Source organism: Sphingomonas koreensis (genome assembly GCF_002797435.1).
GTDB classification, from domain to species: domain Bacteria; phylum Pseudomonadota; class Alphaproteobacteria; order Sphingomonadales; family Sphingomonadaceae; genus Sphingomonas; species Sphingomonas koreensis.
Genome location: NZ_PGEN01000001.1, coordinates 1,942,497 through 1,968,150, shown reverse-complemented (window position 1 = coordinate 1,968,150; position 25,654 = coordinate 1,942,497). Strand labels below are relative to the sequence as shown.

Below are 25,654 nucleotides of genomic sequence, written 5' to 3'. Positions count from 1 at the left end.
TCTTTTCTAGGCTTCAAATCATATCCTCGAAGTATGATTTGAATGCCCTCATTGAAAGGGGTTCCCATGCGTAGACTCAAGTTCCAGCTCGCCGCCACCGCTGCTGTGGTGGCGTGGACGCCCGCCTATGCCGCTGCGCAGGAAGCGGAGAGCAATGCCGCGGCCGGCCAGGCCGGTTCGGGTGAAGAGATCGTCGTGACCGGCACGCGCGCCGCCGGCCGTTCGCGGCTCGACACCGCTTCGCCGGTCGATGTGCTCTCGGTCAACGGCCTGCGCCAGCAGGGCACCACCGAACTCGCTCAGGCGTTGTCCAACCTCGCGCCCTCGGTCAGCTTCGCCCGTCCGGCGGCGACCGATGCCACCGATGCGATCCGCCCCGCGACGCTGCGCGGCCTGTCGCCCGATCAGACGCTGGTCCTGATCAACGGCGTTCGCACCAATGCGTCGGCCTCGCTCAACGTCAACGGCACCGTCGGGCGCGGCGCGGCGGCAGTTGATCTCAACACCGTGCCGACCGCAGCGCTCGACCGGGTTGAGGTGCTGCGTGACGGCGCGTCGGCGCAGTACGGATCCGACGCGATCGCCGGCGTCATCAACCTCCGGCTGCGCGAAGCGCGCTCGGGCGGCGGGGCGACCGTCACCTATGGTTTCTATAACACCGATGTCGAAACGGCCCGGGCGAACCGGAGTGTCAGCGGCGAATCCGCCGTCACCGTTGCCGGCTGGCAGGGGATCGCGCTCGGCGCCGAGGGCTTCCTGACGCTGTCGGGCGAATATGTGCATCGCAACCCGACCAACCGTTCCGACGCGCCCGCGCCCAACGCCCCCACCGGTGCCAACGGCATTGCGCCGCAGGGCCGCTTCGGCGATCCCAAGGTCGATCAGTACACGCTGTTCGCCAATGCCGGCGCGCCATTGGGCGACGAATGGGAAGTCTATGGCTGGGCGGGCTATCAGCAGCGCGACACGTCGAGTGCGGCCTTCCCGCGCCCGAACAATGCCGCCGCCGTGCAGTATCTCGCCGCGGTCGGCTATCCCAACGGGTTCTTGCCGCTGATCGAGACGCGTTCGGAGAACCTCACTTCCGCGCTCGGCATCAAGGGCGAGGTCGCTGGCTGGTCGGTCGATCTGACCGCGGGCTATGGCCGCAACAAGGTCGGCTTCCGCACCGAAAACTCGGCGAATTTCTCCTGGGGCGCTGCCTCGCCGCACAGCTTCTACGATGGCGCGGTGATCTACGACCAATGGACCGCCGGCCTCGACGTGGCGCGCCGGTTCGACGTACTGGGATCGCTTAACGTCGCCTGGGGTCTCGAAGGGCGGCGCGAGGGCTACAAGATCACGCCGGGCGAGCCGGCTTCCTATTCGGCGCCTGCGACTGGAGCGGTCCCTGGCGCGCCGACGATCGCGCAAGGCTTCGCCGGCTTCTCGCCGCTCAACGCGATCGAGCGCAGCCGCCGTTCGGGCAGCATCTATCTCGATCTTGAGGCCCAGCTCACCGACAGCTTCCTGATCGGACTGGCGGGCCGTGCCGAAACCTATTCGGATTTCGGCGAGATCGCGACCGGCAAGGTCTCGGCACGCTACGACATCACCCCGGCCATCGCGCTGCGCGGGACCGTGTCGACCGGCTTCCGCGCACCGTCGCTGCAGCAGCAATATTTCACGTCGATCTCGTCGGTCATCTCCGGCGGCAATGTGATCGAGACCGGCACCTTCCCGTCGAACGATCCGCGCGTCGCCTCGCTCGGCGCACGCGCGCTGAAGCCCGAGCGTTCGACCAATTTCTCGGCGGGCACCGTGCTGCGCTTCGGCGGGTTCGACCTGACCGTGGACGGCTATCTGATCAAGCTGCGCGATCAGATCGCGCTGTCGGAGAACATCCCGGTCACCACGATGCCCAACATCAGCGCCGCGCGCTTCTTCATCAACGGCCTGCGCTCGACGACCAAGGGTATCGACGTCGTCGCGCGCTACAAGCTGCCGACTGCGGCCGCCGGGACCTTCGACTTCACGCTCGCCGGCAATTTCAACGATGTCGAACTGACCCGCCGGCCGAGTACCGCTCTGTTCGGCCGCAATCGCGTGCTGACGCTTGAGGAAGGCACGCCGCGGGAGAAGGTTTCGGGTGCGATCGACTGGGCCAACGGCCCGCTCGGGGCGACGGTGCGGGCGACCTACTACGGCGACGTGACCCAGCCTGGAACCACCCCTGCGGGCGACATCCACACGGGCAAGCATACGATCACCGATCTCGAACTCCGCTATCGTGCGCAAAAGGGTCCTGAGATCGCGCTCGGCGTGAACAATCTGTTCGACGTCTATCCCGACCGGGTGTCGGCCGCCCTGAATGCGCCCAGCGGCGTGCTCGGTTTCCCCTATTACTCGCCCTTCGGGTTCAACGGCCGCTACCTCTACGCACGCCTGGGCCTGAGCTGGTGAGCGACGCGACGGCAGCCGGTGCGCGGCGGCGGCTGCCGTCGTTCGGGGTCCAGGTGCTCGCGGGCATGGCGCTCGGGCTGCTGCTCGGGCTTGTCGCGCGGACGCTCGGCCCCGATCAGGTTGCGGGCGCGGCATTGGGGGAGGGGCTGCGCACGATCGGGCAGATCTTCGTCCAGCTGCTGAAGGCGCTGGTGCCGCCCCTGGTGTTCACCGCGATCGTCGCTTCTATCGCGGCGCTGCGCGATCTCGACAATGCCGCGCGGCTGGCGTGGCGGACCTTGTTCTGGTTCGCGGCAACTGCGCTGATCGCCGTCACGATCGGGATCGTGCTCGGTCTGGTCATGCAGCCCGGGCTGCATGCCGGGATCGATCCGTCTGCGGCCAGGGCACCTGCGGCGAGCGGATCGTGGCTCGATTTCCTCAAGGGGCTGGTGCCCGCCAACTTCCTGGGCATCACTGCCTCGACCACGCTGACCGACGGCGGGGCGACCACCACGCTGTCGTTCAACATCCTGCAGATCATTGTCGCAGCGGTCGCGGTCGGCGCAGCGGCAGTGCGGATCGGCGAGAAAGGGGAGCCTTTCCTTGCCTTCAACGCCTCGGCGCTCGCGCTCTTCCGCCGGCTGCTGTTGTGGGTGATCGCGCTGACCCCGATCGGCAGCGCGGCGCTGATCGGCGATGCGGTCGCGCGTTACGGCTGGGACGCGCTGTCGGCGCTCGGTGCGTTCGCGGGGGCGGTCTATCTCGGCCTGCTGCTGGTGATCGCTCTGGTCTATCCTGCACTGCTCGCCGCCAATGGACTGAGTCCGCTGCGCTTCTTCGCTGGCGCATGGCCGGCGATCCAGCTCGGTTTCGTCTCGCGCTCCTCGCTCGGCACGCTGCCGGTGACCGAGGCGGCCGCCGAGCGGCTCGGCGTGCCGCGGGCCTATGCCGCCTTCGCGGTTCCGCTCGGTGCGACGACCAAGATGGACGGCTGCGCGGCGATCTACCCCGCCATCGCCGCGATATTCGTCGCGCAGTTCTACGGGATCGCACTGACCCCTGCGAGCTATGCTCTGATCGCCTTCGTATCGGTGATCGGATCGGCGGCGACCGCAGGACTGACCGGTGCGACGGTGATGCTGACTCTGACCCTATCGACCCTTGGCCTTCCACTTGAAGGCGTCGGTCTGCTGCTCGCGATCGACCCGATCCTCGATATGGGTCGGACCGCGGTGAACGTCGCGGGGCAGATTCTGGTGCCGGCCATCGTGGCGAGGCGGGAGGGGGTGCTGGACGAAGCGCGCTTCGATGGCGTCGGGCCGCTGCCTCAACCCGTCTGACCGCTATCTGGCGCAGCTTCCGCAGTGCGCGGCTTTCAGTGTGTGAAGTCAAGCAATTGGCAGGGGCTGTTACGGTCCTCGACCGGAGTTGTATTATGGGCTCCATTGAATTATATACCGCCCGATATGGAAAGCGTTGCTACTCTCCCCGCCAAAGGTCGTCCGCGGGAATTCTGCGTCGATGCCGCACTCGCTGCGGCGCTCCGCGTATTCTGGAGCAAGGGCTATGAAGGCGCCTCGCTCAACGATCTGACCGAGGCGATGGGGATCACCCGTCCCAGCCTCTATGCCGCGTTCGGCAACAAGGAAGCCCTGTTCCGCAAGACGCTCGACCTCTACGAGCAGGAGAAGCTCTGCTATATCGGCGCGTCGCTCGAACAGCCGACCGCGCGTGAAGTCGCGCGGCACCTGCTCAACGGCAGCATGAGGAACCAGACGAGCAAGAGCGAGCCGCATGGCTGTCTCGGTGTGATCAGTTCGGTTGCGTGCGGCGAGGAGGCGGAGTGCATTCGTCAGGAAGTCCTCGAGCGGGGCAAGGTCGCGCGCCGTGCGCTGGTCGAGCGGCTCGAACGCGCCAAGGCGGAGGGCGATCTGCCCGCCAGCGCCGATGTCGAGGGGCTGACCAGCTTCCTCTACGCGATCATGCAGGGGATGGCGGTTCAGGCAGGGGCCGGCGCGACGCGTTCGGACCTTGAGCGGCTGATCGACACCAGCATGGCGATGTGGCCGTCCAAATAAGGGCTTTCAGCCGCTATCGATAAAAATATATCGAGCGGTACGAAAAGCCATTGACGCAACGCAGCACGATTTCTATACCGGGTGGTATAGAAGATGGGTGAACCTTCCGGGGGCGCCCCAGGGCATCGAAAGGGAAACGATGCGGCGATGTACGATTTCCTGAAGGCTGACATCGGGCGCTGACGCCCGGTCCATCCGACATCCACTTCCGGCCGCAACCCGGTGAGCATGTGCTTCGCCGTGTGAGGGTTTGCGTCCGCCGGAAAGCAAAACCGAAAACACCGCGTGCCGGTGAGCGATGGCGCTCGCCCGGTGCGCAGAGAGGAGACACGACCATGGCCTATCTCGCTTTTGCCCAAGCCGGCGCGGACCTTCCGGCCGCTGTCCCGCCCGCGGCACCGTCCCCCAAGACCGCCAACCTCGCTGCACGCGCGCAGTTCACTGCGCTCGAATGGTCGGTGGTCGCCCTTGCCGAGCGCGATCCGCTCTCCACCTTGCGGAACCCCAGCCGCATGGCGGTCGCGCTCGGCAACCTTTTCGGGGACGCCCGAAATCCCAAGCTCGCCGACCCGAAGCTGGAGGCGCTGCGCCGCCTCGCGGTGCTGACCTGGCACCATGGCTATCGCGTTGCCGAATCCGCCGTGCGTGCGTTCGTCGCCGCCGGCTTCACCCTTCAACAGTACGAGCTGCTTGCGGGCAGCATCGTCAGCGCGCGCGTCAAGCGCCGGAGCAATTCGCGATGAACATGATCACCCGTATCGAACCCATCGAAGATCTTCCCAAGCGCCGTTTCCGTGACCTGCCTTTGTGGCAGCGCGCGTCGGCGGTCGTGCTGCCGCTCGTCGCCATCGGCGTCGGCGTCGGCGTCTTCAACCGCGAGAGCCCGGCGATTGCCGCGCCGCCCCCGCCCACCGTCACCGTCGCGACGCCGCTGGCACGCGACCTCACCCAGTGGGACGACCATGTCGGCCGCTTCGAAGCGTCGAAGAGCGTCGAGGTCCGTCCACGCGTTTCCGGGGCGGTGACCGCGGTGCACTTCACCGACGGCGCGATCGTGCAGAAGGGCCAGCTGCTCTTCACCATCGACCCGCGTCCGTTCACCGCCTCGCTCAATGAAGCGCGGGCTGGCGTGGCACAGGCGCAGAGCGATCTCGCGCTGGCCGATGCCGATCTCGCGCGTGCCAGCCGCTTGCTGACCGAGGATGCGGTGTCGAAGAGCGATTACGATCGTCTCGCCGCCCGCGTCCGCGCGGCGCGCGCTTCGCTCGCGGCAGCGCAGGCCCGCGTCGGCGGCCGTGCGCTCGACGTGCAGTTCACCCAGGTCCGCGCGCCGATCACCGGACGCATCTCCGATCGTCGCGTCGATGCCGGCAACCTCGTCTCCACTGCGGATGCCGGCGGCGGCACGCTGCTGACCACGATCAATGCGCTCGACCCGATCTACTTCACCTTCGACAGCTCCGAAGCGCTCTATTTGAAGGCGCAGCGCGAGCGATCGAAGTCCGGGGCCGCGCCGCAGCAGGTCGAGATCCGGCTACAGGACGAGAGCGGCTATAACTGGAAGGGCCGGGTCGACTTCACCGATAACGGGATCAGCGCCCAGTCGGGCACGATCCGCGCGCGTGCGGTGATCGACAACCCCGATTACTTCCTGGCCCCCGGCATGTTCGGCAACATGCGCTTGACCGGCGGATCGCCCGAACGCGCGCTGCTGGTTCCTGATGCCGCCGTCCGCACCGATCAGGCGCGCAAGGTCGTCTTCGTCGTCGGCAAGGACGGCACTGTAACCGCAAGGCAGGTGACGCCGGGTCCGCGCATCGGCAATCTCCGCACCATCCGCGCCGGCCTCGCGCCGACCGACAAGGTGGTGATCCAGGGGCTGCAGATGGTCGCGCCGGGCGCCAAGGTGACCGAGCGCATGGGCAGGATCGAGCTGCCGCGCGCTCCGGCCGCCCAGCCGCCCTCAGTGATCAACGAACCCGCGGCCTCGCAGGCGACCATCGCCGCGCGCTGACGCCGCCGCACATTGACGACGAAAACCACCCCGCCCGCGTGATCGCGGGCGGGGCCAGCCAAGGCTTTGCCCGATGCGCTTCAGTCATTTCTTCATCCGCCGCCCGATCTTTGCGGGCGTGATCGCGATCCTCATCACGATCATCGGCGCCTTTGCCTATTTCGGGCTGCCGGTGTCGCAATTCCCCGCCGTCGTGCCCCCGACGGTCACGGTCAGCGCCAATTATCCCGGCGCCTCGGCCGAGACCGTGGCGGACACCGTGGCCGCGCCGATCGAGCAGCAGATCAACGGCGTCGACAACATGCTCTACCAGTCGTCGCAGTCGACCGGTGACGGGCGGGTCACGATCACCGTCACGTTCAAGCTCGGCACCGATCTCGATACCGCTCAGGTGCTGGTCCAGAACCGCGTCGCGCTCGCCGAGCCCAGCCTGCCGGAGGAAGTCCGGCGGCAGGGCGTGGTGGTGCGCAAGACCTCGCCGTCCTGGCTGATGGCGGTCAACGTGCTGTCGCCCGACAACTCGCTCGATCGCGGCTACGTTTCCAACTATGCGCTCACCCAGATCAAGGACCGGCTGACCCGTATCGACGGGATCGGCGACGTCCAGGTGTTCGGCGCGCGCGACTATGCGATGCGTGTGTGGATCGATCCGGGCCGTACCTCGGCGCTCGGCCTCACTGCAGGTGAAGTCGTCGCGGCACTGCGGGCGCAGAATATCCAGGTCGCGGCCGGCACCGTCGGCCAGCCCCCGTTCGATACCGGCGCCGCGCAGCAGCTCAGCGTCGAGACGCAGGGCCGCTTCAAGACTCCGCAAGAGTTCGCCGACATCATCGTCCGCACCGATCCGTCGGGCGCGATCACGCGCGTCCGCGACGTGGCGCGCGTCGAGCTCGGCGCCGAGGATTATGGCGTCAACGCCTATCTCTCGGGCCAGGATTCGATCATCATGGGCATCACCCAGCGGCCGGGCACCAACGCGCTCGCCGCGGCTGAGGGCGTCAAGGCCGAGCTGGCGGCAGCGTCGCAGAGCTTCCCCAAGGGGCTCGAATACCGGATCATCTGGAACCCGACCGAGTTCATCAGCGAATCGATGGACGCGGTGGTGAAGACGCTGTTCGAGGCGGTGCTGCTCGTCGTCCTCGTCATCCTCGTCTTCCTGCAGAGCTGGCGTGCCGCGGTCATCCCGATCGTCGCGATTCCCGTCTCGCTGATCGGTACCTTCGCGGTGCTGGCGGGGCTGGGATACTCGCTCAACACGCTGTCGATGTTCGGTCTTGTCCTCGCCATCGGTATCGTCGTCGACGACGCGATCGTCGTGGTCGAGAATGTCGAGCGCAACCTCGAACACGGTCTCTCTCCGCGCGAGGCATCGCACAAGTCGATGGACGAAGTGTCGGCGGCGCTGGTCGCGATCGTGCTGGTGCTGTGCGCCGTGTTCGTGCCCACCACCTTCCTCACCGGCATCACCGGCGAGTTCTATCGCCAGTTCGCGGTGACGATCTCCGCCGCGACGATCATCTCGCTGATCCTGTCGCTCACGCTGTCGCCCGCGCTTGCCGCGCTGCTGCTCCGCCCCAAGGCGGAAGAGGCGCCGGCAAGTGGCTGGCGGCGTGTGGTGTGGCGGGCCGGCAACTGGTTCAACCGCAACTTCGACCGGCTGGGTGACTGGTATGCCGGCATCACCCGGCGCTTCGCTTCCGCCCCCAAGCGGATGTTCGCCACCTATGCCGGCCTCGTCGTCGCAACCGGCCTGATCTTCACCGCGACCCCCGCCGGGTTCATTCCCGCGCAGGACCAGGGCTATGCGCTCGCCGCGATCCAGCTGCCCGCGGGCAGCTCGATCGAGGAGACCGACCGCGTGCTCAAGAAGGCGGTGAAGAAGCTGCTCGAGGTGCCCGGCACCGAGGCGGCGGTGATGTTCTCCGGCTTCGACGGTGCGTCGGGCACTCAGGCATCCAACGCCGGTGCTGCCTATGTCACTTTCAAGCCCTTCGCCGAGCGTGCCGGCACCGACCGCACCGAACTCAACATCGAGAACGACATGCGTGCGGCCCTCGCCGACATGAACGAGGCGTTCGTCTTCGTCATTCCGCCGCCCGTCATCCAGGGCGTCGGCAATGGTGGCGGCTATCGCATGATGGTGCAGGACCGCAGCGATGCCGGCTATCAGGCGCTCGAAGCGGCCGCAGGCGGCGTGATCGGGGAGGCGCACAAGAGCAAGGAACTCGCCAACGTCTTCACGCTCTACAACACCGCCACACCGCGCATCTATGCGAACATCGACCGCGCCAAGTCCGACATGCTCGGGGTGCCCGCGAGCCGCGTGTTCGAGGCGATGCAGGTCTATCTCGGCTCGTCCTATGTCAACGACTTCAACCTGCTCGGCCGCACCTTCCGCGTGACCGCACAGGCGGATGCGCAGTTCCGCGACGATCCGGCGGACATCGCCCAGCTCAAGACGCGCTCCAACGCAGGCGGGATGGTGCCGATCGGTGCGGTCGCGACCTTTGAGGACCGGACGGGGCCGTACCGCGTCACGCGCTTCAACCTCTTCCCCGCGGTCGAGGTCGATGGCGACACCGCGCCGGGCTACTCGACCGGCCAGGCGCTGGCGAAGATGGAGGTGATCGCCAAGAATCTGCCGCAGGGTTTCTCGGCTGAGTGGACCGATCTCGCCTTCCAGCAGAAGGCAGCGGGCAATATCGCGGTGCTGATCTTCGCGCTGTCGGTGGTGTTCGTCTTCCTGGTGCTGGCGGCGCAGTTCGAAAGCCTGATGCTGCCGATCTCGATCATCCTGATCGTGCCGATGACGCTGCTCGCCGCGATGCTGGGCGTCAACTTCCGGGGACTGGACAACAACATCCTCACCCAGATCGGCCTGATCGTGCTGATCGGCCTTGCCGCGAAGAACGCGATCCTGATCGTGGAGTTCGCCAAGCAGGCCGAGGAACGCGGTGCCACCGCGCTGCAGGCGGCGGTCGAGGCGGCACGGGTCCGGCTGCGGCCGATCCTGATGACCAGCTTCGCCTTCATCCTGGGCGTGCTGCCGCTGGTGACGGCATCGGGTCCCGGCTGGGAGCTGCGTCAGGCGCTGGGCACCGCGGTGTTCTACGGCATGATCGGCGTCACCGCTTTCGGCCTGATCTTCACCCCGACCTTCTACGTCGCGTGCCGCGCGCTCGCCGACCGGATCAAGCGCCGCCCGCGCGGCGGTACCCCGGTGGCCGAAGTGCAGCCCGCCGAGTGAACCGAGAAAGGAAGGAGCAAATCATGCTTCGCAATCTGATGACTGCCGTCTCGGCGCTGACGCTTGCCGCCTGCGCCACCGGCCCCGACTATGCCGCCCCCCAGACACCGTCCGCGGCAGCGGGCAAGTTCGTCGCCGCTACCGGCCCCGCGGTCGATCCGCTCGCCCCGGTGCAGGGCGAGTGGTGGAAGCTGTACGACGATCCCGTGCTCGACCAGTTGATCGCCGACGCGCAGGCGGCCAACACCGACATCCGCGTCGCGGTCGCCCGGCTTGATCGGGCGCGCGCGGCGCTGCGGGCGGTCAAAACTGACCGGCTGCCCGACGCGGGCGTCAGCGCCGGCGCCAACTATGGTCGCTCGCCTGCGGGGCAGCGGGCGCCGGGCGCGCCGCGGGAGGACTGGTCGATCGATGCTGGCCTCGAGGTCTCCTATGAAGTCGACCTGTTCGGCCGCGTGTCGCGCGGCGTCGAGGCGGCACGCGGCGATCTCGGCGCAGCGGAAGCCGATGTCGAAGCGGTGCGCGTCGCGATCACTGCGGAGACTGCGCGGGCCTATGCCGATGCGGCTGCGACCGCTGAGCGGATCGCGGTCGCCGAACGCATCGTCGCGCTGCTCGACCGGTCGCTGGCGCTCACCGAGCGGCGCCATCAGGTCGGGCTGACGACCAGCCTCGACACCGCGCGGATCGCGACGCTGCGCAACCAGCGCCGGGCCGACATTCCCGCGCTCGCCGCCGAGCGCGATGCCGCGCTGTTCCGCCTCGCCACGCTCACCGGCCGCGTGCCGGCCGATCTGCCGCAGATCGCGGCGCAGCGCGTCGCGACGCTGCGGCTCGATCAGCCGATCCCGGTGGGCGACGGTGCACAATTGCTCGCACGTCGTCCCGACGTTCGTGCTGCCGAGCGCCGTTTGGCTGCTTCGACCGCACGGATCGGGGTGGCGACCGCCGACCTTTATCCGCGTGTCACGCTCGGTGGCTCGATCGGATCGACCGGACCGGATATCGGCGACGTGTTCGGCGGCGGGCCGCTGCGCTGGCTGCTCGGTTCGCTGATCAACTGGTCGTTCACCGGCCATGAGCGTGCCCGCGCTCAGGTTGCCGGAGCGGAAGCCGACAGCCGCGCGGCGCTCGCCGAGTTCGACGGCACCGTGCTGCGCGCGCTGCAGGAGACCGAGACGGCGCTGTCGGCCTATGCCCGCACGCTCGACCGGCGCATCGCGCTCCAGGCCGCGCGGGATGCCGCGGAGAAGGCGGCACGCATCGTCCGCGCGCAGCAACGTGAAGGGCAGGTCGATGGCCTCGTCCTGCTTGACGCAGAGCGCAGCTTCGCGGAGGCCGAGGCCGAGCTGGCCGCGATCGATGCCGGGATCGCGACCACGCAGATCAATCTGTTCAAGGCGTTGGCAGGCGGCTGGGGAGCGCGCGCGGTCAGCTGATCGTACCTGCTCTCGTCAGGCCTGTCCCGGCCGGCTCTGCACCGCTTCGGCGGCTGCGGGGCCGGCCGGTCGCGATTCATGCGGCGCCGATCGCTCAGCTGCGCCCGAAGGCGAAATCATTCCGATGCGTCGGGAAAATGGTGCTGCCGGTGAGGATTGAACTCACGACCTCAGCCTTACCAAGGATGCGCTCTACCACTGAGCTACGGCAGCACTCGGCGGGCAGGGCCCGCGCGGGAGCGGCCCTTTTGCGCAGGGCCAGCCGCTTGTCAACCCGGTTGTCAGGGCGCGTGCCCCGGGTCTATCGCATCGCGCCATGAATGATGCCGAGAAGAAGGCCCGCCTTGCCGCCGCGCTCCGCGAGAATCTGCGCAAGCGCAAGGCGCAGGCGCGGGCGGTTGATACGCAGGACCGCGAAGCATCCAAGCGGGACGAGGACTGAGTCCCCTGCGTCACCCCCGGTCTTGGGCTGGGAGCCGGCACAAGACCGGGGTGACGGGTTGCTAGCGCGCGGTAATCGGCCGGCACTTGGCCTCGAGCCACACGCGCTCATCGGGTGAGAGCTGCGGCCCGAGGACCTCAAGAACCTTGGCATGATAGGCGTCCAGCCAACGGCGCTCGTCCTCGGTGAGCAGCGCCGGCTCGATCAGGTCGCGCTCGATCGGGGCGAAGGTCAGCGTTTCGAAGCCGAGCATCGGCGATTCGGCGCCGGGGATGTCCTTCTCGATCACTAGCACCAGATTCTCGATGCGGATGCCGAACTCGCCCGCCTTGTAATAGCCGGGCTCGTTCGAGAGGAACATGCCCGCACGCAGGGGTTCGGCGGGGCCGCCGCCCGGATAGTTGGGCGCGGCGATGCGCTGCGGCCCTTCATGCACCGACAGATAGGCGCCGACGCCATGGCCGGTGCCATGGCCATAGTCGCAGCCGACTTCCCAAAGCGGGCGACGGGCAAAGCTGTCGATCTGCCCGCCGGTCGTGCCCGCCGGGAACACTGCGGTGGCGATCGCGATATGGCCCTTGAGCACGCGGGTGAACCGGTCGCGCATTTCCTGCGTCGGCTCGCCGACCGGGATCACGCGCGTCACATCGGTGGTGCCGTCCTCATACTGGCCGCCCGAATCGACCAGATAGAGCTGGCCGTTCTCGACCGGCAGGCTCGACTCTTCAGTCACCTTGTAATGGGGGATTGCGCCATTGGGGCCGGTGGCCGAGATGGTGTCGAACGACAGGTCCTTGAGCAGACCGGTTTCCTCGCGGAATGCCTGCAGGCGGTTGGCCGCCGAGATCTCGGTCACGCCGCCCTTGGGCATTTCCGCCTCGGCCCATTTGAGGAACCGCGCGAGCGCCGCGCCGTCGCGCGCCTGCGCTGCCCGGTGGCCCGAGATCTCGGCCTCGTTCTTGATCGCCTTGGCGAGCACCACCGGATCGCGCACCGCCAGGATCTTCGCGCCGCCCGCATCGAGCGCGTCGAAGATCGCTGCCACCGACCCGGCCGGATCGGCCGCGACGCGCTTGCCAGCGAACTGCTGGAGCGCCGGGGCAAAGGCACTGCGGTCGTGGACGCGCACCGCATTGCCCAGATGCTTGGCGACGTCCTCACCCACCTTGTCCTTCGCCACGAACAGATCGGCGGTGCCGTCCGAATTGACGATCGCATAGGCGAGCGCGACCGGGGTGTGGCTGACGTCGGTGCCGCGCACGTTGAACGCCCAGGCGATCGAATCGAGCGCGGAGAGCACCACCGCGTCGGCCTTGCGCTCGGCCAGCCAATCGGCGATCCCGGCGCGCTTGGCGGCGCTGGTCTGCCCGGCGGCATCGTCGCTCTGAACGCTCAGCTTCGCGTCGGAGGGCAGGGGCCGGTCGTCCCACACCGCGTCGATCGGGTTGCGCTCCACCGCGACCAGCTCGGCGCCCTTCTCGGCCAGCGCCTTGCGCGCTTCCTCGACCCAGCCGCGCGTGTGCAGCCAGGGGTCATAGCCGATCCGCCCGCCCTGCGGCGCATGCTCGCCCAGCCAGCTGGCGATGCTTACCTGCGGGACCGGGACATATTCCCAGTGATTGCCGTCGACCTGCTGGCGCACCTGCAGTGTATAGCGGCCATCGGTGAAGATCGCCGCCGCTTCGGGCAGCACCACTGCGCTGCCAGCGCTGCCCTGGAATCCGGTCAGCCAGCCCAGCCGCTGCGCATAGCCACCGACATATTCGCTCATATGCTCGTCGGTCAGCGGCACGACGAACCCGTCGAGCTGCTCACGCTTCAGCTGCGCACGCAGTGCGTTCAGGCGATCGGCATAGGTGGACATTCTCGTGATCCTCAAAAGCGCGTGGTCCGGCGGCTCCATCCCTTATCTGGGTGCGGCGGTGCCGCCTGTGAAGCCGTCCGGGCAATGGCGAATGGCTAGGCCGATCGCGTGCCATTGGGAAGGGGGCGAAGGGCCCGGTTAACGGCTCCTCGGCCTGTGCCAGCATGGAACGCCGGGAAATCGGGGGTGGCCCCCGCCGCCCGAATCGCGGATCATGGCGGGACGTTTTGCAGGAGTCGGCGCGTGCGTTGGAGTGGTTGGGCGATCAGGACCGGGCTTCTCGTCGGCGGTGTGGCCGCCGCGATGGGTGCCGCCGCACTCGTTCCCGGCAGTTCGCCTGCGCCCGCCAGGCCTGTCGCCGCCGCACCGCAGCCCAGGCCCGTTGCCAAGCCGCCCGCCCCCAAACCTGCGGAGCCGGCGGCCGAGCCTCAGCTTGTTGTCAAGCGCATCCTCGACATCCCCGGTCCGATCCGCTTCGGCGAGTATTTCTGGAACACCGACGATGTTCCGGCCGACGGCCCGCTGACGATCACCATCGATCTGGAGGCCGAGACGATGTCGGTGTTCCGCGACGGGTACGAGATCGGCGCCACTGCGATCCTCTACGGCGCGGACGAAAAGCCGACGCCGCTCGGCGTGCACAAGATCACGCAGAAGAAGGTGCACCATATCTCCAACCTCTACGGCGCGCCGATGCCGTATATGATGCGCCTCACCAATGACGGCGTCGCGATCCACGCGTCGGAGGTCGAGATGGGCGCGGCGACGCATGGCTGCATCGGGGTTCCTCTGCCCTTCGCCAAGCTGATCTTCGCGCAGGCGAAGCTCGGCGATCGCGTGATCATCACCCGCGGCAAGCGCCTCGGCATGGGCGGCGTGATCGGCAACTGATCGGTTTGCCCGCAACCTGCGGGAAGCAACTCATTTGCAAGACGCCTAACTTGCGGAGCATATCCGCAGGAGATTTCTCATGACCCTCGCCCACAAGGACATCGCCTCGCCCGTCGGCACGCTTCGCCTGGTCGCCAGCGACACGGGCCTCGTCGCCATCCTCTGGCCCAATGAGCGCCCCGGCCGCGTGCCGCTCGGCCCCACGGTCGAGGACGCCGGTCACCCGATCCTTGCCCGCGCCGCTATGCAGGTCGACGGCTATTTCGCCGGCACGCTGCGCGCCTTCGACGTGCCGCTCGATTTTCGCGGCACCGACTTCCAGCGCAGCGTGTGGCAGGCGCTGCTCACCATCCCGTTCGGCGAAACGCGCAGCTATGCGCAGATCGCCGACCAGATCGGCCGCCCCACCGCCAGCCGCGCGGTCGGCGCCGCCAATGGCCGCAACCCGGTCTCGATCATCGCGCCATGCCATCGTGTGATCGGCGCCAACGGCGCGCTCACCGGCTTTGCCGGGGGGCTCGAGGCCAAGCGCCTGCTGCTCGACCTCGAAGCCGCCTGACGCCGCCTACTCGCTAATCGTCACCGCTTCCCCGACCTTCGCCGCTTCGATCTGCGCCGGGGTGAAGGGGAAGCGGACCCACGCCTTCCTGGCATAGAGATGCGTCTGGTCGGCATACCAGGGCGATGCCGGGTTCGGGGACTGCGAGTAGCTGAGCACCGTATCCGCCACCGGCCCCTCGGCGTCGAAGCCGACCACCTGCACATAGCTCGATCCGTGCCGGGGCGAGACGCCGCCGGGTGCCGGATCGGATATCTGCACGTTGAGCACGCCCAACTGCCCGTCGCCGCCATGGACTGGGATCCGGTCGGTTCCGCGCGGGGCATATTGGACCTCGCCCCAGCGCGCATCGAGCGCCACGCCCGCCTTGGTCACTTCCTCGGCCGCCGCCTTGAGGGTCGCGATCAGCTTCGTTGCCGTGTCACCCGTGGTCACCAGGTCGCGCGGCGTATGCAGCGGGTCCTTGACGTCGAACGGCACAGACCAGATGCCGGCGATGTTCCGCGCCTTCATCCAGAAGCGGTCGAACAGCCACGCGCCGCGGCTGTCATTCTCGAAGCGCCCGTCCCATTTGGCCAGCGCCGTGCACGCCTCGGCCACGTCGGCCTTGCCGGCGCACAGCGTCAGCAGCGGTTTGAGCGCGAGATCGGCGGCCAGGCTCTTGTTGGCGAAGGCCATGTCCTGTGCGCGCTTGTGGTCGACCTTGCCCCCCGCGATCAGCGCGTCGGTCTCGATGAAGCCCGATCGCGTGCGCAGGCTCACCTGCTGCTCCGCCGCGCCGAGGATCGGCGACAGCGGTGGGTGCGGGACGCGCGGATTGCTCAGCCAATAGCTGTCGTTCATGTTCGCGACGTAATCGCGCCGCTGGTAGATCGCCTGGTCGCGCGCCGGCATCAGCCCCGCCACCGATGCCCCTGCTGCCTCATCCCAGGCACAGGCGGATTTGGACCCGTCGAGCAGCACCGCCGCTCGCGCCACGGCGGGTGAGAGCGGGGTCGCGCACGCCTTGATCTTCGCGGCCGGGACATTGGGCACCGCGGTCACATCGGCGTGCAGCGCGTCGCCATGCCGGTCGGCGGCGATGGTATTGACCCATGGGATCGCCAGGCTCTGCGTCACCGCGTCGCGGATCTCGCCCACATTGCGGGCGCGGGCGATCTTCAGCCAGGTGCCGACCGCGCGCTGGTTGCCGCGATTGGCGTCGCGCACCGCGAAGGCGATTCTGTCGGTCCAGTTCACCATCGCCTGCGGCATCGTCACCACCGGCCCGAAGCGTGTCGAATAGAGCGTCCGCTCGACCGATTTGCCGTCGGGCAACGGCACGCGGATCGTCCGGGCAGTCATCTTCTCCGGCTTGCCGTCGACCAGATAGGATGTCGGATCGGCGGGGTCGAGCGCGACCTGATAGAGGGTGAAGTGCCGCGCCGCGGTCACCGTATGCGTCCAGGCGATGTCGCGGTTGAAGCCGAGGGTGGGGAAGGGCGTTCCCGCGATCCCCGCACCTGCCGCATCGATCTTGCCGGGGATGGTGACGTGCATCTCCCAGAAGCGGCTCGGGCCGTGCCAGGGGAAATGCGGGTTGCCGACCAGCAGCCCCTGGCCGTCGGCGGTGACGTCGCCGCCGAACGCCCAGCCGTTGCTCGCGATTTCGAGCTTGTTGAAATCGGGCAGCACCGCACGGCTCAGCGCCGCTAGCTTGGCCGTTCCCGGCGGCACCGCATTGGCGATGCCAGGGGCCAGCGCCAGCGAACTCGCCAGAAGCATCTGCTTCTCGTTGAGCCGCAGGGTATCGTCAGCGGTGATCGGCCGCACCCACGTCTTGCCCCTGCATTCGGCGGGCACGCCCTGCGGCCCGATGTCGCGGAGGTAGCGGTTGTAGCCCGCGATATAGCCCTGGACGATCGCCATCGCCTCGGCGCCCTGCGCCCGTACGCCCTTGCGCAGCGCGGGCAGGTCGATCGCGCTGCGGAAGAAGAGGTCGGAGCTCAGGTTGTCGACTTTCTGGAAGCCCAGCGTCGCGCTCTCCTTCGGCCCGAAATGCAGCGATCGCTCGCCCGCCACGGTCGCGAATTCCTCGGCGATCATGCACAGGTTGTCCTGCGCATAGGCATAGCCGATGCCGTAGCCCGCGCCGCGCCAGTCCTTGGCGGTGATGTGCGGGATGCCATGCTGGGTGCGGACGATCCTCGCCTCGTAGCGTTGCGCCTGCGCCGTCCCCGCCAGCGCCACCAATGCTGCGCCCGCCATCATCGCCCGCTTCATACGCCTGCTCCTGTTCGTTTCGGTCATGATGCGCGGGGCTTACGTTCGCGGCAAGAGCACGGTGAGCAATGCCGCCTCGACTTGGACGAAGGCGAGCGGCTAGAGCCATGCCATGACCGATCTTCCCAAGCCGCCTGTCGCCGCCACCCGTCCCTACAGCTTCGAACGTCATGGCGTGACGATCGACGATCCGTGGAACTGGCTGCGCGATCCGGGCTATCCCAATGTCACCAGCGAAGAGGTTCTCACCTATCTCAAGGAAGAGAATGCCTATTACGAAGCGGTGATGAAGCCGCTGAAGCCGCTCGCCGACACGCTGTTCGCGGAGATGCGCGGCCGCATCAAGGAAGACGATGCCACCGTCCCCCAGAAGGACGGCGACTGGCTCTACTGGACCGATTTCGAGCAGGGCGGCGAATATCGCCGCTGGTGGCGCAAGCCGGTTGCCGGGGGCGAAGACGCCCTGATCCTCGACGAACCGGCGCTGGCCAAGGGCAAGGAATATTTCCGTCTCGGCGGCTTCTCGGTCTCCAACAACGGCCGCTGGCTCGCTTATGCCTATGACGACAACGGTTCGGAGCGCTTCCTCGTTCGGGTCAAGGACCTCGAGACGGGCGAGCATCTGCCCGACGAGATTCCCGGCATGCTTTCCGACATCGTCTGGACCGCCGACGATGCCGGCTTTCTCTACGGCCTCGCCAATGACCAGTGGCGCACCGACAATGCCCGCTACCATCGTCTCGGCAGCGATCCCGCGGAGGACGTCGAGCTCTATCACGAGGAGGATGAGGGCTATCGCGTCGGCGTCGGCGAGACCCAGTCGCGCAAGTGGATCGTCATCTCGACCGGCGATCACGTGACCAGCGAGGTGCGCCTGCTCCCCGCCAACGATCCCTTCGCCAGGCCGATCCTCGTCGCTCCGCGCCAGGAAGGGCGCGAATATGATGTCGAGGAGCATGACGGCACCCTCTTCATCCACACCAACGACACGCACACCAATTTCCGGCTGTGCACCGCCAGCATCGACGCGCCCGGCGAGTGGGTCGAGCGGATCGCGCCCTCGCCGCATTTCTACATGACCGGCGTCACCACCTTCGCCGATTTCTTCGTCGTCGAGGGGCGCGAGGACGGCCTCGATCAGATCGAGCTGCATCAATATTCAGGCGGTGAAGGCAAGCGCATCGCCTTCCCCGAGGCGAGCTATGTCGCCTCGCTCGGCGACAATCCCGAATATGCGATGGACGTGCTGCGCATCGGCTATGAATCGATGGTCACGCCCGGCACCGTCTATGACTATCACGTCGCGACCGGCGAACTCGAAGTGCGCAAGGTCCAGATCATTCCATCGGGCTATGACGCGAGCAAGTACGCGACCGAGCGCCTCAAGATCACCGCCCGCGATGGTACCGAGGTTCCCTGCTCGATCGTCTACCCCAGGGACTTCCCGCGCGACGGCACGGGCAAGGTCTATCTCTACGCCTATGGCGCGTACGGCATCGCGATCCCGCCGGGCTTCTCGACCTCGCGCATGTCGTTCCTCGATCGCGGCGTCGCCTTTGCCATCGCGCATATCCGCGGCGGCGACGATCTCGGCCAGCAATGGTATCTCGACGGCAAGCTCAAGAAGCGGACCAACACCTTCAACGACTTCGTCGACGTCGCAAAGGGGCTGATCGACCGCGGCTTCACGCACAAGGGCGGCCTCGCGATCGCGGGCGGATCGGCGGGCGGCGAGCTGATGGGCGCGGTGATCAATTCCGATCCCGACCTGTGGGGAGCGGTGGTCGCCGACGTGCCGTTCGTCGACGTGCTCAACACGATGCTCGACGATACGCTGCCGCTCACCCCGGGCGAATGGCCCGAATGGGGCAACCCGATCACCGATGCCGAGGCGTTCGAGCTGATCCGCGGCTATTCGCCGTACGACAATGTGAGGCCCCAGGCCTATCCGCCGATCTTCATCTCGGGCGGTCTCAACGATCCGCGCGTCACCTATTGGGAGCCGGCCAAATGGGCGGCGAAGCTGCGCGCGACCAAGACCGACGACAATGTCCTGCTGCTCAAGACCAATATGGGCGCTGGGCATGGCGGCAAGTCGGGCCGCTGGGAAAGCCTGCACGAGGCGGCGGAAGAGAATGCCTTCGTCCTGTGGCAGCTTGGTTTGAGTGAAGTGGAGTAACGATGCAGATCGCCGTCCTCACCCTCGAAGGCTATAACGAACTCGATTCGTTCATCGCCGCCGCGATCCTCAACCGGATGCGGGCGAAGGGCTGGGCGGCGTACATCACCTCGCCGGCCGAGGAAGTGACGTCGATGAACGGCGTCACCGTCCGCGCCCAGCGTGGTCTCGACTTTCTGGAAGAGGCCGATGCCGTCCTGATCGGCAGCGGCATCCGCACCCGCGATCACGCCACCGATGCCGCGTTGCTGTCGGCGATCCGCCTCGATCCCGCGCGCCAGCTGATCGGCGCGCAATGTTCGGGCACCTTGCTCCTCGCCAAGCTCGGCCTGGTCGGCGACCTGCCCGCCTGCACCGATCTCACCACCAAGCCGTGGGTGATCGAGGCAGGGGTCGATGTCATCGACGCACCCTTCATCGCGCATGGCAATGTCGCGACCGCCGGAGGCTGCCTCGCCTCGCAATATCTCGCGACATGGATGATCGCGCGGCTGGGCTCGCTACAGGATGCCGAGGAAGCCATCCACTATGTCGCGCCGGTCGGTGAAAAGGCGGAGTATGTGGACCGCGCGCTTGGCGTGGTCAGTCCCTTCGTTGCGCAGGTCCCTGCACAGGCGGCTTGAACATCAGGCGGTTCCCGTTGACCTGGCCCTTCCGGTGGGTCAGTCTCGGGCGATGCAGAAAATCCTGATCCGGCTTGTCGAGATGGGACTCTTCGCCGCATTATTCGTGGCGGCGAAGCCCTTACTGGATTTCCTCATCCTGCCGCCACCCGAACAGGCGCGACAGTGGATGATTACGGTCATTGCGCTCGGCGCTGCCGGTGGACTCTATGTCGCGCGTCGCAACCTTGGCGCCGATCAGCAACAGCCCTGAAGCTTCCACGGCCTCCCATTACGAAAAAGTACCACCCTGGCAGTGGGCCAGGGTGGCGTAGGAGAGGTTTCGACAGGCCCTAACAGATGTCCGCGACGAGCGTCTGTGCTCGCTCAAGGGTTTGCGAATCCGTCGCCTGGATATGGAACGTGTCGCCCTGAATCGGCTCGTTGATATGAGGCTCGAAAACGATGCGGCCATCGACGCGCACCGCCAAAGCCTTCCCCACAGCGCGCCCGGTCAGATCGAAAAGCGCGCTTCGGCTGCTCGCCGTCAGCGTGATCCGCAAGGCGGGTTCGCCGTTCCACTCGGCCGTGACGATCTCTGCCCGCGACACCGTATCCCGGCACAGCCGGAACGCGCCGGCCCAGGCCCGCGCGTTGATACACAGCGGCCAGCGAGAGGCTCTGCTCAATCTCGCCAAGCTTGGCGGTGGCATTGTCGAGCGCGGTCTGGACCTGCGCTTTGCGGCACCGGCGACGCTTCTCGGGAAAGAAGGCCTCGGTAAAGAAATGTTCGGAGATTGCGGCATCACCCTCTGCCGATCCCCAAATTCTGATGACTTCGCGACGTGTGGCCCAGTACCGACGATCAAGCTGTGCAAAACGCGGATCGGTTTGGTTGCCGTCCCCCTGATCGAGGCAGTTGCCAAGGAACTCAACGTCGATCGCAATCGACGTGAAGGTGTCGGTCAGCCGATCCGGGGCACGCAGATGCGGATCCGGGGGTGAACCCTGCAGGATGGCGCCGATCGCGACCGACAATGCCGCACCCCCCATCCTACTCCCCCTCCACCTTGCGCTGCTCCAGCTGCGTCCGCCGGTGGCAGCGATGGCAAAAGGCATAGTCGAACATCTCGGCCAGCACCCAGGCCTGCGTGTCGACATCCCAGGCCGCCCATGCCTCGCGCGTCACGCCCGGCGTGCCGCAGCCCTCGCATACAAAGATGATCCGCTCGCTCACCCGCACGGCATTAGCGGCTGGTCGCACCGATTTGGGGATAGTCCGCTCCGTTATGGATGCATCCTCGGTTGCTCCGAAATGGCGGCAAGCCGCTCCGCATCCGCGCTGTCCCGAAGGGATTTGACGAGGATTCGCAGCTAGATAGCGGCGATGAATTTCGACAATCGCTGGCACCGGGATCGGGCTCGCCGGGCCTGGCATGCCCCTCGTTTAGAGCGCCGTCCGCGCGCGCGCCGCTTGACTCGCGCCGCGCTGATCCTGACCGCGCTGGCCGGTATTGCCGGGGGGCTGGGCTGGGCGGCGTATCCGCTCGTGCCGGGCGAGGCGCGCGCGGTGGCGGACAGGTCGGCCGGGTTGTCCGGCCGCCCGGTACCGATCGCGCGCTTCACCCTCTGCCATAGCGGCGGGGGCAGCAACTGCGTCGTCGATGGCGACACCTTCCGGATGAACGGCGCGAAGATCCGGATTGCCGATATCGACACGCCCGAAACCCATCCCGCTCGCTGTGCCCGCGAAGCGGAACTGGGCGCGGCCGCGACGCGGCGGCTTCATGCGCTGCTCAATTCGGGAACGGTTTCGCTCGAGACTGTGGGGCGCGATGCCGACCGCTACGGCCGAAAGCTGCGGCTGGTATCGGTCGACGACCGCGGCGTCGGCGAGACGCTGGTGGCCGAGGGCCTCGCCCGCCCCTATTCCGGAGGCTATCGCGCGGGATGGTGCGACTAAGGGCGGAAGCCGCGTCCGCGAAATGCTGTCCGCGCGGAGGCTGCTCCCGCCCTCCCGAACCGTGCGGGCCCGGGCCATGTAGCTTGCTAGATCGACGCCACATCAACGCGGCGTGTACATCGACACCTCGGTCTCCACGCTCACCCGCCCGGCTGGGATGCGGATGCCGCGTTCGGCCATCTCCTTGCGGAAATCCTTCTCCGCATCGGCCAGCTCGGCCTCATATTCGGCATAGGCGTCGACGCGGTCGGCTTCGTCATCGGCGTCGGCCAGATCCTTGCGCAGCTCGCGCTTCGCCTCGCTGATCGACGTCTTGTAATCCAGATAATGGCTGTTGCTGTCGTCGAAGACCGGCTTCACGCGGTCGCGCGCCATTGCCGGGACGGCCAGCACCGCAAGCGCGGCGGCGGTCAGCGTCAGGGTTCGCATCGTTCGTCTCCTCATGTTGCCATGAACCGGGAAAGGAACGGCTGCCCGCACCGCCCGGTTGCCGCTCGAAACCAACGCTGCCGCGGGTTTCTATGAGCGGGCCGGGATGAGCCGTGGCGGGGAAGGGGCGGGCCGAACGTCACGAAAAATGGCGGCGGACGACCCCTTTCACCTGGGGTTCAGCCCGCCGCCACAATGCCGCCCGAATTGGCGCAGGCTCAACCGCGCGTCAGGACCAGATGCAGCGCTTGCTCGCCTGGTACGCGCTCGGTGACGCTATAGCCCAGCGCGGGAAGGTCGATCCCCGCGAACAGCGCCTCGCCCTTGCCCAGCAGCGACGGCGCGATCGCAATATGCGCTTCATCGATCGCGCCCGCTTTCAGATAGTGGCGCACCGTTGCGATGCCGCCGCCGATGCGAATGTCCCGGTCGCCCGCCGCCGCGCGCGCCAGTTCCAGCGCCTTGTCCGGCCCTTCGGTGACGAAGTGGAACACGGTACCGCCATCCATCTCCAGCGGCGCGCGGGCATGGTGAGTCAGCACGTAAACCGGGCAGTGATAGGGCGGGTTGTCGCCCCACCAGCCCTTCCATTCGCCGTCGGGCCACGGCCCGCGCACCGGGCCGAACATGTTGCGTCCCATCACCCATGCGCCGAGCCCGGCCATCGATCGCTCGGCGAAGGCGTTGTCGATGCCTTCCGCACCGCCGTCCTGACCGATCATCGTCTTGAAGTAGCGGCTGCTGACCAGCCAGTCGTGGAAGTTGGCGCCCCTGCCCAGCGGGTTCTCCAGGCTCTGCCCGGGTCCCGCGCCAAAGCCGTCGGCCGAGATGCTGAACCCGTTTACGCGCACTTTGCTCATCGCCAGTCTCCCATCGTCCGCTGCCGCGCGCGTCCCAACGCGCGGGGCGCCATGCCGGATCAGGCCGTCGCGGCGACCTGATAGAGGAAGTCGACGAAGCCGAACGTGGCCGCGTCCATCCCCATCACCTTGGGGTTGCTGCTCTCGATCACGAAATACTCGTTCGGGGCGTGCGCGCCGCTGCCATGGCCGAAGCCGAACTGGCCGGCGGGCAGATTCAATGGCGGGCCGGTGAAGATCACCCCCGGCCAGCTTCCCGCAAGGCGCGGGTGCAGCGTCGCCGGCACGCCCAGCCGCGCACACGTCGCCAGCTCGGCGCGGATCAGCGCGCTGTTCTCATCGGTCTGGGTCGGGCCGTATCCGCCCGTCACGTTGATCTCGACATCGGTGAAACCGCGCTTGTCGAGATGCGCGCGCAGCTTGGCGAGCGTGTCGTCCTTGGTCATGTCGGGCACCAGCCGCATCTCGATCTTGGCAGTCGCCTTGCCCGGCAGCACGGTCTTGCCGCCCGGGCCCATATAGCCCGAGACCAGCCCCTGGATGTTGACCGTCGGCACTTGCGCCAGCCGCACCATCGACTCTTCCCAGCCCATGTCGTCGATCCAGCGCGACACGCCCAGCTGCTTCTTGGCGTCCTCCTCGCGCGTGTTGGCGGCAGTCTGGGCGATCAGCTGTCTTTGGCGCGCGGTCAGCGGCTGGACCTTCTCCTGGATGCCGTCGATGACGACGGTGTTGCCGTCCTTTGAGACGAGGGTGGAGAGTGCCGCGACCAGCCGCCAGGGCGGGCTGTCGACGCGCGCCTTCTCGCTCGAATGGATGTCGCCCTTGGGGCCGCGGCCCCATTTCTCGCCCGACACCGTCAGCTCGAACTCGACCGCGCCCTTGGCGCCCAGCGCCAGCGTCACCCCGCCCGTCGTCGGGCTCTGCCAGCCGGTCGGGATGATCACGCCGACGGTCTTCCTGAGCGCGGCTGCGACCTGCGGTGCGGTCACGATCTCGTGGAAATTGGGGGAAGCGATCTCCTCCTCGCCCTCGGCGATCAGCACCAGATTGACCGGCAGCGTGCGCCCCGCCGCCTTCATCGCGTGCAGCGCCGCCAGGAAGGTCGCCTGCGGCCCCTTCTGGTTCACCGCGCCGCGGCCCATCACCACCTTGCCGAAACCGGGCTTGTCGACCAGCCGCGCCTCCAGCGGCGGGTTCTCCCACTCCGCCGGGTCGAACTGCTTGACGTCGTACATGAAATAGATGCCGAGCGTCTTCCTGGCGCCCGCGTCGAGCGTCGCGAACACGCCGGGCTTGCCCTTGGACGGCACGATTTCGGCATGCTGGAAGCCGGCGTCGAGCGCCAGTTGCTTCATATAGTCCGGGCCTTCGGGATAGCCGCGGTCCTCGGCGGCGATCGAGGGCAGACGGATCCAGTCCTGCAGGCGCTTCACCGCCGCATCGTGGTTGGCGGCGATCGCCTTCTTCACGTCCGCCATTGTGTCGGCGGCGGCAAGTGCCGCGCCCGGTGCCGTGAGCGCTGCGCCTGCTGCCGCGGCCTTGAGCATCGCACGCCGTCCGATCGTGCCGTTGGTCTCGTGCATCCTGTCATCCCCTCTTGGCCAGTTTCGCGGCCAGCCTAGCGGGGCGGGGGTGGACTGCAATCGCTAGCGTTTGCCGCTTCGCTTCGCGCCCGTGACGCTACGCAATGCCGCCACCCGCGATTCGAGCTCGGCGCGCTCGGATTCGGAAAGCCCGCCGCGCGCATATCGTTCCTCCAGCACGGCGATCTGACGGCTCTCGCGGCGCAATTGCCGCGCTTCCCGCCTGGAAAGCTGGCCGCTCTCGCGTCCCTCGCGGATGTTGCGGTCGGCCTGGCCCAGCTCGCGTGCCACGCCGGGCAGCGCCGGGCGCGGCGCGGGCCAGCGCACGCCGCCCGACGGGTCGCGGATTTGCGCTGTAGCGGGCGCGCTCAGCGCGGCGATGGCGGCAAGCAATGCGATTCGCATGGATTCGGCCCTCCGGCCCGGATCGGGCCCTGAATCCGGATCATTCACCGCGCATGCTTTCGCGAAGCTGACCGGCCAGCCTCAACATCTTGTGCCAGATTCCTGTGGATGAATCGGTGCATGAAAAATTTGTGAGTTCCGCCTTCGTTCTCTTGTCTTTTGAAAAGGTGAGGAAGGTCCGCGCGTCGCGTACGATAAACCGTGGCCGAGCGCCGGTGAACCGACTCAAATCAGCGACGAAACGAGTCTTCAAACTTTCATTTACGGTCTTGCCTCCGACGCCGATCTGCCACAATCTCTAGTGGTCACACAGGGGGACAAGCCCAAGCACTGGTGGAACGCCGCCCGCGAACCTATATTCGCGGCAAGGCTTCCTACGTGCCTGGCAGGGCGGATGGACATCTTTTGTT

Annotated in this window: 23 protein-coding genes and 1 tRNA gene; 15 read left to right on the top strand and 9 right to left on the bottom strand. The window is 67.2% G+C overall.

What is annotated here, in order from left to right:
- The first annotated feature begins 66 nt into the window (after positions 1–66).
- The 7 genes from BDW16_RS09160 to BDW16_RS09130 all read left to right on the top strand — a co-directional run bounded on the left by BDW16_RS09160 (position 67) and on the right by BDW16_RS09130 (position 11,202).
- Complete coding sequence (locus tag BDW16_RS09160) at positions 67–2,442, top strand: TonB-dependent receptor plug domain-containing protein (RefSeq protein ID WP_066580769.1); 2,376 nt, start codon at positions 67–69, stop codon at positions 2,440–2,442.
- Positions 2,439–3,764 (top strand): dicarboxylate/amino acid:cation symporter, encoded by a 1,326-nt coding sequence (locus BDW16_RS09155; protein ID WP_066580771.1) that lies wholly within the window; start codon positions 2,439–2,441, stop codon positions 3,762–3,764. Before BDW16_RS09160 ends, BDW16_RS09155 begins: the two co-directional genes overlap by 4 nt.
- A gap of 126 nt (positions 3,765–3,890) precedes the next feature.
- On the top strand, positions 3,891–4,502 hold the full coding sequence (locus tag BDW16_RS09150) for a TetR/AcrR family transcriptional regulator (protein ID WP_066580773.1): 612 nt from the start codon (positions 3,891–3,893) through the stop codon (positions 4,500–4,502).
- Between the two features lie 335 nt (positions 4,503–4,837).
- Positions 4,838–5,245, top strand: coding sequence for a hypothetical protein (locus BDW16_RS09145; protein WP_066580776.1), 408 nt, complete (start codon positions 4,838–4,840; stop codon positions 5,243–5,245).
- Positions 5,242–6,516, top strand: coding sequence for an efflux RND transporter periplasmic adaptor subunit (locus BDW16_RS09140; protein WP_066580778.1), 1,275 nt, complete (start codon positions 5,242–5,244; stop codon positions 6,514–6,516). Before BDW16_RS09145 ends, BDW16_RS09140 begins: the two co-directional genes overlap by 4 nt.
- Positions 6,517–6,589: 73 nt before the next feature.
- The gene (locus BDW16_RS09135; RefSeq protein ID WP_066580780.1) at positions 6,590–9,763 is read left to right on the top strand and encodes an efflux RND transporter permease subunit; all 3,174 of its coding nucleotides are present in this window, start codon (positions 6,590–6,592) and stop codon (positions 9,761–9,763) included.
- A gap of 23 nt (positions 9,764–9,786) precedes the next feature.
- Positions 9,787–11,202, top strand: coding sequence for an efflux transporter outer membrane subunit (locus BDW16_RS09130; RefSeq protein WP_174532074.1), 1,416 nt, complete (start codon positions 9,787–9,789; stop codon positions 11,200–11,202).
- A 138-nt stretch (positions 11,203–11,340) separates the two neighbouring features.
- Here BDW16_RS09130 and BDW16_RS09125 read toward each other — a convergent pair.
- Positions 11,341–11,415: transfer RNA gene (locus BDW16_RS09125), tRNA-Thr, on the bottom strand.
- 103 nt (positions 11,416–11,518) lie between these two features.
- Here BDW16_RS09125 and BDW16_RS21785 point away from each other — a divergent pair.
- The gene (locus BDW16_RS21785; protein WP_255265777.1) at positions 11,519–11,644 is read left to right on the top strand and encodes a hypothetical protein; all 126 of its coding nucleotides are present in this window, start codon (positions 11,519–11,521) and stop codon (positions 11,642–11,644) included.
- Between the two features lie 61 nt (positions 11,645–11,705).
- On the opposite strand, the gene BDW16_RS09120 is transcribed toward BDW16_RS21785, so the two are convergent.
- A complete protein-coding gene (locus tag BDW16_RS09120; protein WP_066580781.1) occupies positions 11,706–13,508 on the bottom strand; it encodes an aminopeptidase P family protein in 1,803 nt (600 codons plus the stop codon).
- A gap of 243 nt (positions 13,509–13,751) precedes the next feature.
- Here BDW16_RS09120 and BDW16_RS09115 point away from each other — a divergent pair, with 243 nt between their 5' ends.
- Positions 13,752–14,399 (top strand): L,D-transpeptidase family protein, encoded by a 648-nt coding sequence (locus tag BDW16_RS09115; RefSeq protein WP_241230561.1) that lies wholly within the window; start codon positions 13,752–13,754, stop codon positions 14,397–14,399.
- A gap of 79 nt (positions 14,400–14,478) precedes the next feature.
- On the top strand, positions 14,479–14,958 hold the full coding sequence (locus tag BDW16_RS09110; protein ID WP_066580783.1) for a methylated-DNA--[protein]-cysteine S-methyltransferase: 480 nt from the start codon (positions 14,479–14,481) through the stop codon (positions 14,956–14,958).
- 6 nt (positions 14,959–14,964) lie between these two features.
- Here the strand turns inward: BDW16_RS09110 and BDW16_RS09105 are convergent, their stop codons facing one another.
- A complete protein-coding gene (locus BDW16_RS09105) occupies positions 14,965–17,220 on the bottom strand; it encodes a penicillin acylase family protein (protein WP_066580786.1) in 2,256 nt (751 codons plus the stop codon).
- 112 nt (positions 17,221–17,332) lie between these two features.
- Between BDW16_RS09105 and BDW16_RS09100 the strand changes: the two genes are divergently transcribed.
- From BDW16_RS09100 to BDW16_RS09090, 3 genes are read left to right on the top strand one after another with little or no spacing between them, the layout of a single operon-like run.
- Positions 17,333–19,399, top strand: coding sequence for a S9 family peptidase (locus tag BDW16_RS09100; RefSeq protein ID WP_066580788.1), 2,067 nt, complete (start codon positions 17,333–17,335; stop codon positions 19,397–19,399).
- A 2-nt stretch (positions 19,400–19,401) separates the two neighbouring features.
- The gene (locus tag BDW16_RS09095; RefSeq protein ID WP_066580790.1) at positions 19,402–20,022 is read left to right on the top strand and encodes a DJ-1/PfpI family protein; all 621 of its coding nucleotides are present in this window, start codon (positions 19,402–19,404) and stop codon (positions 20,020–20,022) included.
- A gap of 52 nt (positions 20,023–20,074) precedes the next feature.
- The gene (locus BDW16_RS09090; RefSeq protein ID WP_066580792.1) at positions 20,075–20,275 is read left to right on the top strand and encodes a hypothetical protein; all 201 of its coding nucleotides are present in this window, start codon (positions 20,075–20,077) and stop codon (positions 20,273–20,275) included.
- Between the two features lie 79 nt (positions 20,276–20,354).
- Here the strand turns inward: BDW16_RS09090 and BDW16_RS09085 are convergent, their stop codons facing one another.
- Entirely contained in the window at positions 20,355–20,564 is a 210-nt protein-coding gene (locus BDW16_RS09085) for a SecDF P1 head subdomain-containing protein (RefSeq protein ID WP_125958841.1), read from the bottom strand.
- Between BDW16_RS09085 and BDW16_RS09080 the strand changes: the two genes are divergently transcribed.
- Positions 20,554–21,006, top strand: coding sequence for a hypothetical protein (locus tag BDW16_RS09080; protein ID WP_125958842.1), 453 nt, complete (start codon positions 20,554–20,556; stop codon positions 21,004–21,006). The two genes, BDW16_RS09085 and BDW16_RS09080, sit on opposite strands and share 11 nt — an antisense overlap.
- Positions 21,007–21,055: 49 nt before the next feature.
- Here the strand turns inward: BDW16_RS09080 and BDW16_RS09075 are convergent, their stop codons facing one another.
- On the bottom strand, positions 21,056–21,265 hold the full coding sequence (locus BDW16_RS09075; protein ID WP_125958843.1) for a hypothetical protein: 210 nt from the start codon (positions 21,263–21,265) through the stop codon (positions 21,056–21,058).
- A gap of 210 nt (positions 21,266–21,475) precedes the next feature.
- On the opposite strand from BDW16_RS09075, the gene BDW16_RS21480 reads away from it, so the two are divergent.
- Entirely contained in the window at positions 21,476–21,964 is a 489-nt protein-coding gene (locus BDW16_RS21480) for a thermonuclease family protein (RefSeq protein ID WP_241230562.1), read from the top strand.
- Between the two features lie 102 nt (positions 21,965–22,066).
- Here the strand turns inward: BDW16_RS21480 and BDW16_RS09065 are convergent, their stop codons facing one another.
- The 4 genes from BDW16_RS09065 to BDW16_RS09050 form a co-directional block, all read right to left on the bottom strand.
- Positions 22,067–22,393, bottom strand: a complete 327-nt coding sequence (locus BDW16_RS09065) for a hypothetical protein (protein WP_066580798.1) — start codon at positions 22,391–22,393, stop codon at positions 22,067–22,069.
- 218 nt (positions 22,394–22,611) lie between these two features.
- On the bottom strand, positions 22,612–23,253 hold the full coding sequence (locus BDW16_RS09060) for a dihydrofolate reductase family protein (RefSeq protein ID WP_066580800.1): 642 nt from the start codon (positions 23,251–23,253) through the stop codon (positions 22,612–22,614).
- 59 nt (positions 23,254–23,312) lie between these two features.
- Complete coding sequence (locus BDW16_RS09055; RefSeq protein WP_066580802.1) at positions 23,313–24,839, bottom strand: M20/M25/M40 family metallo-hydrolase; 1,527 nt, start codon at positions 24,837–24,839, stop codon at positions 23,313–23,315.
- A gap of 63 nt (positions 24,840–24,902) precedes the next feature.
- Positions 24,903–25,244, bottom strand: a complete 342-nt coding sequence (locus BDW16_RS09050) for a hypothetical protein (RefSeq protein WP_066580803.1) — start codon at positions 25,242–25,244, stop codon at positions 24,903–24,905.
- Positions 25,245–25,654: the final 410 nt, after the last annotated feature.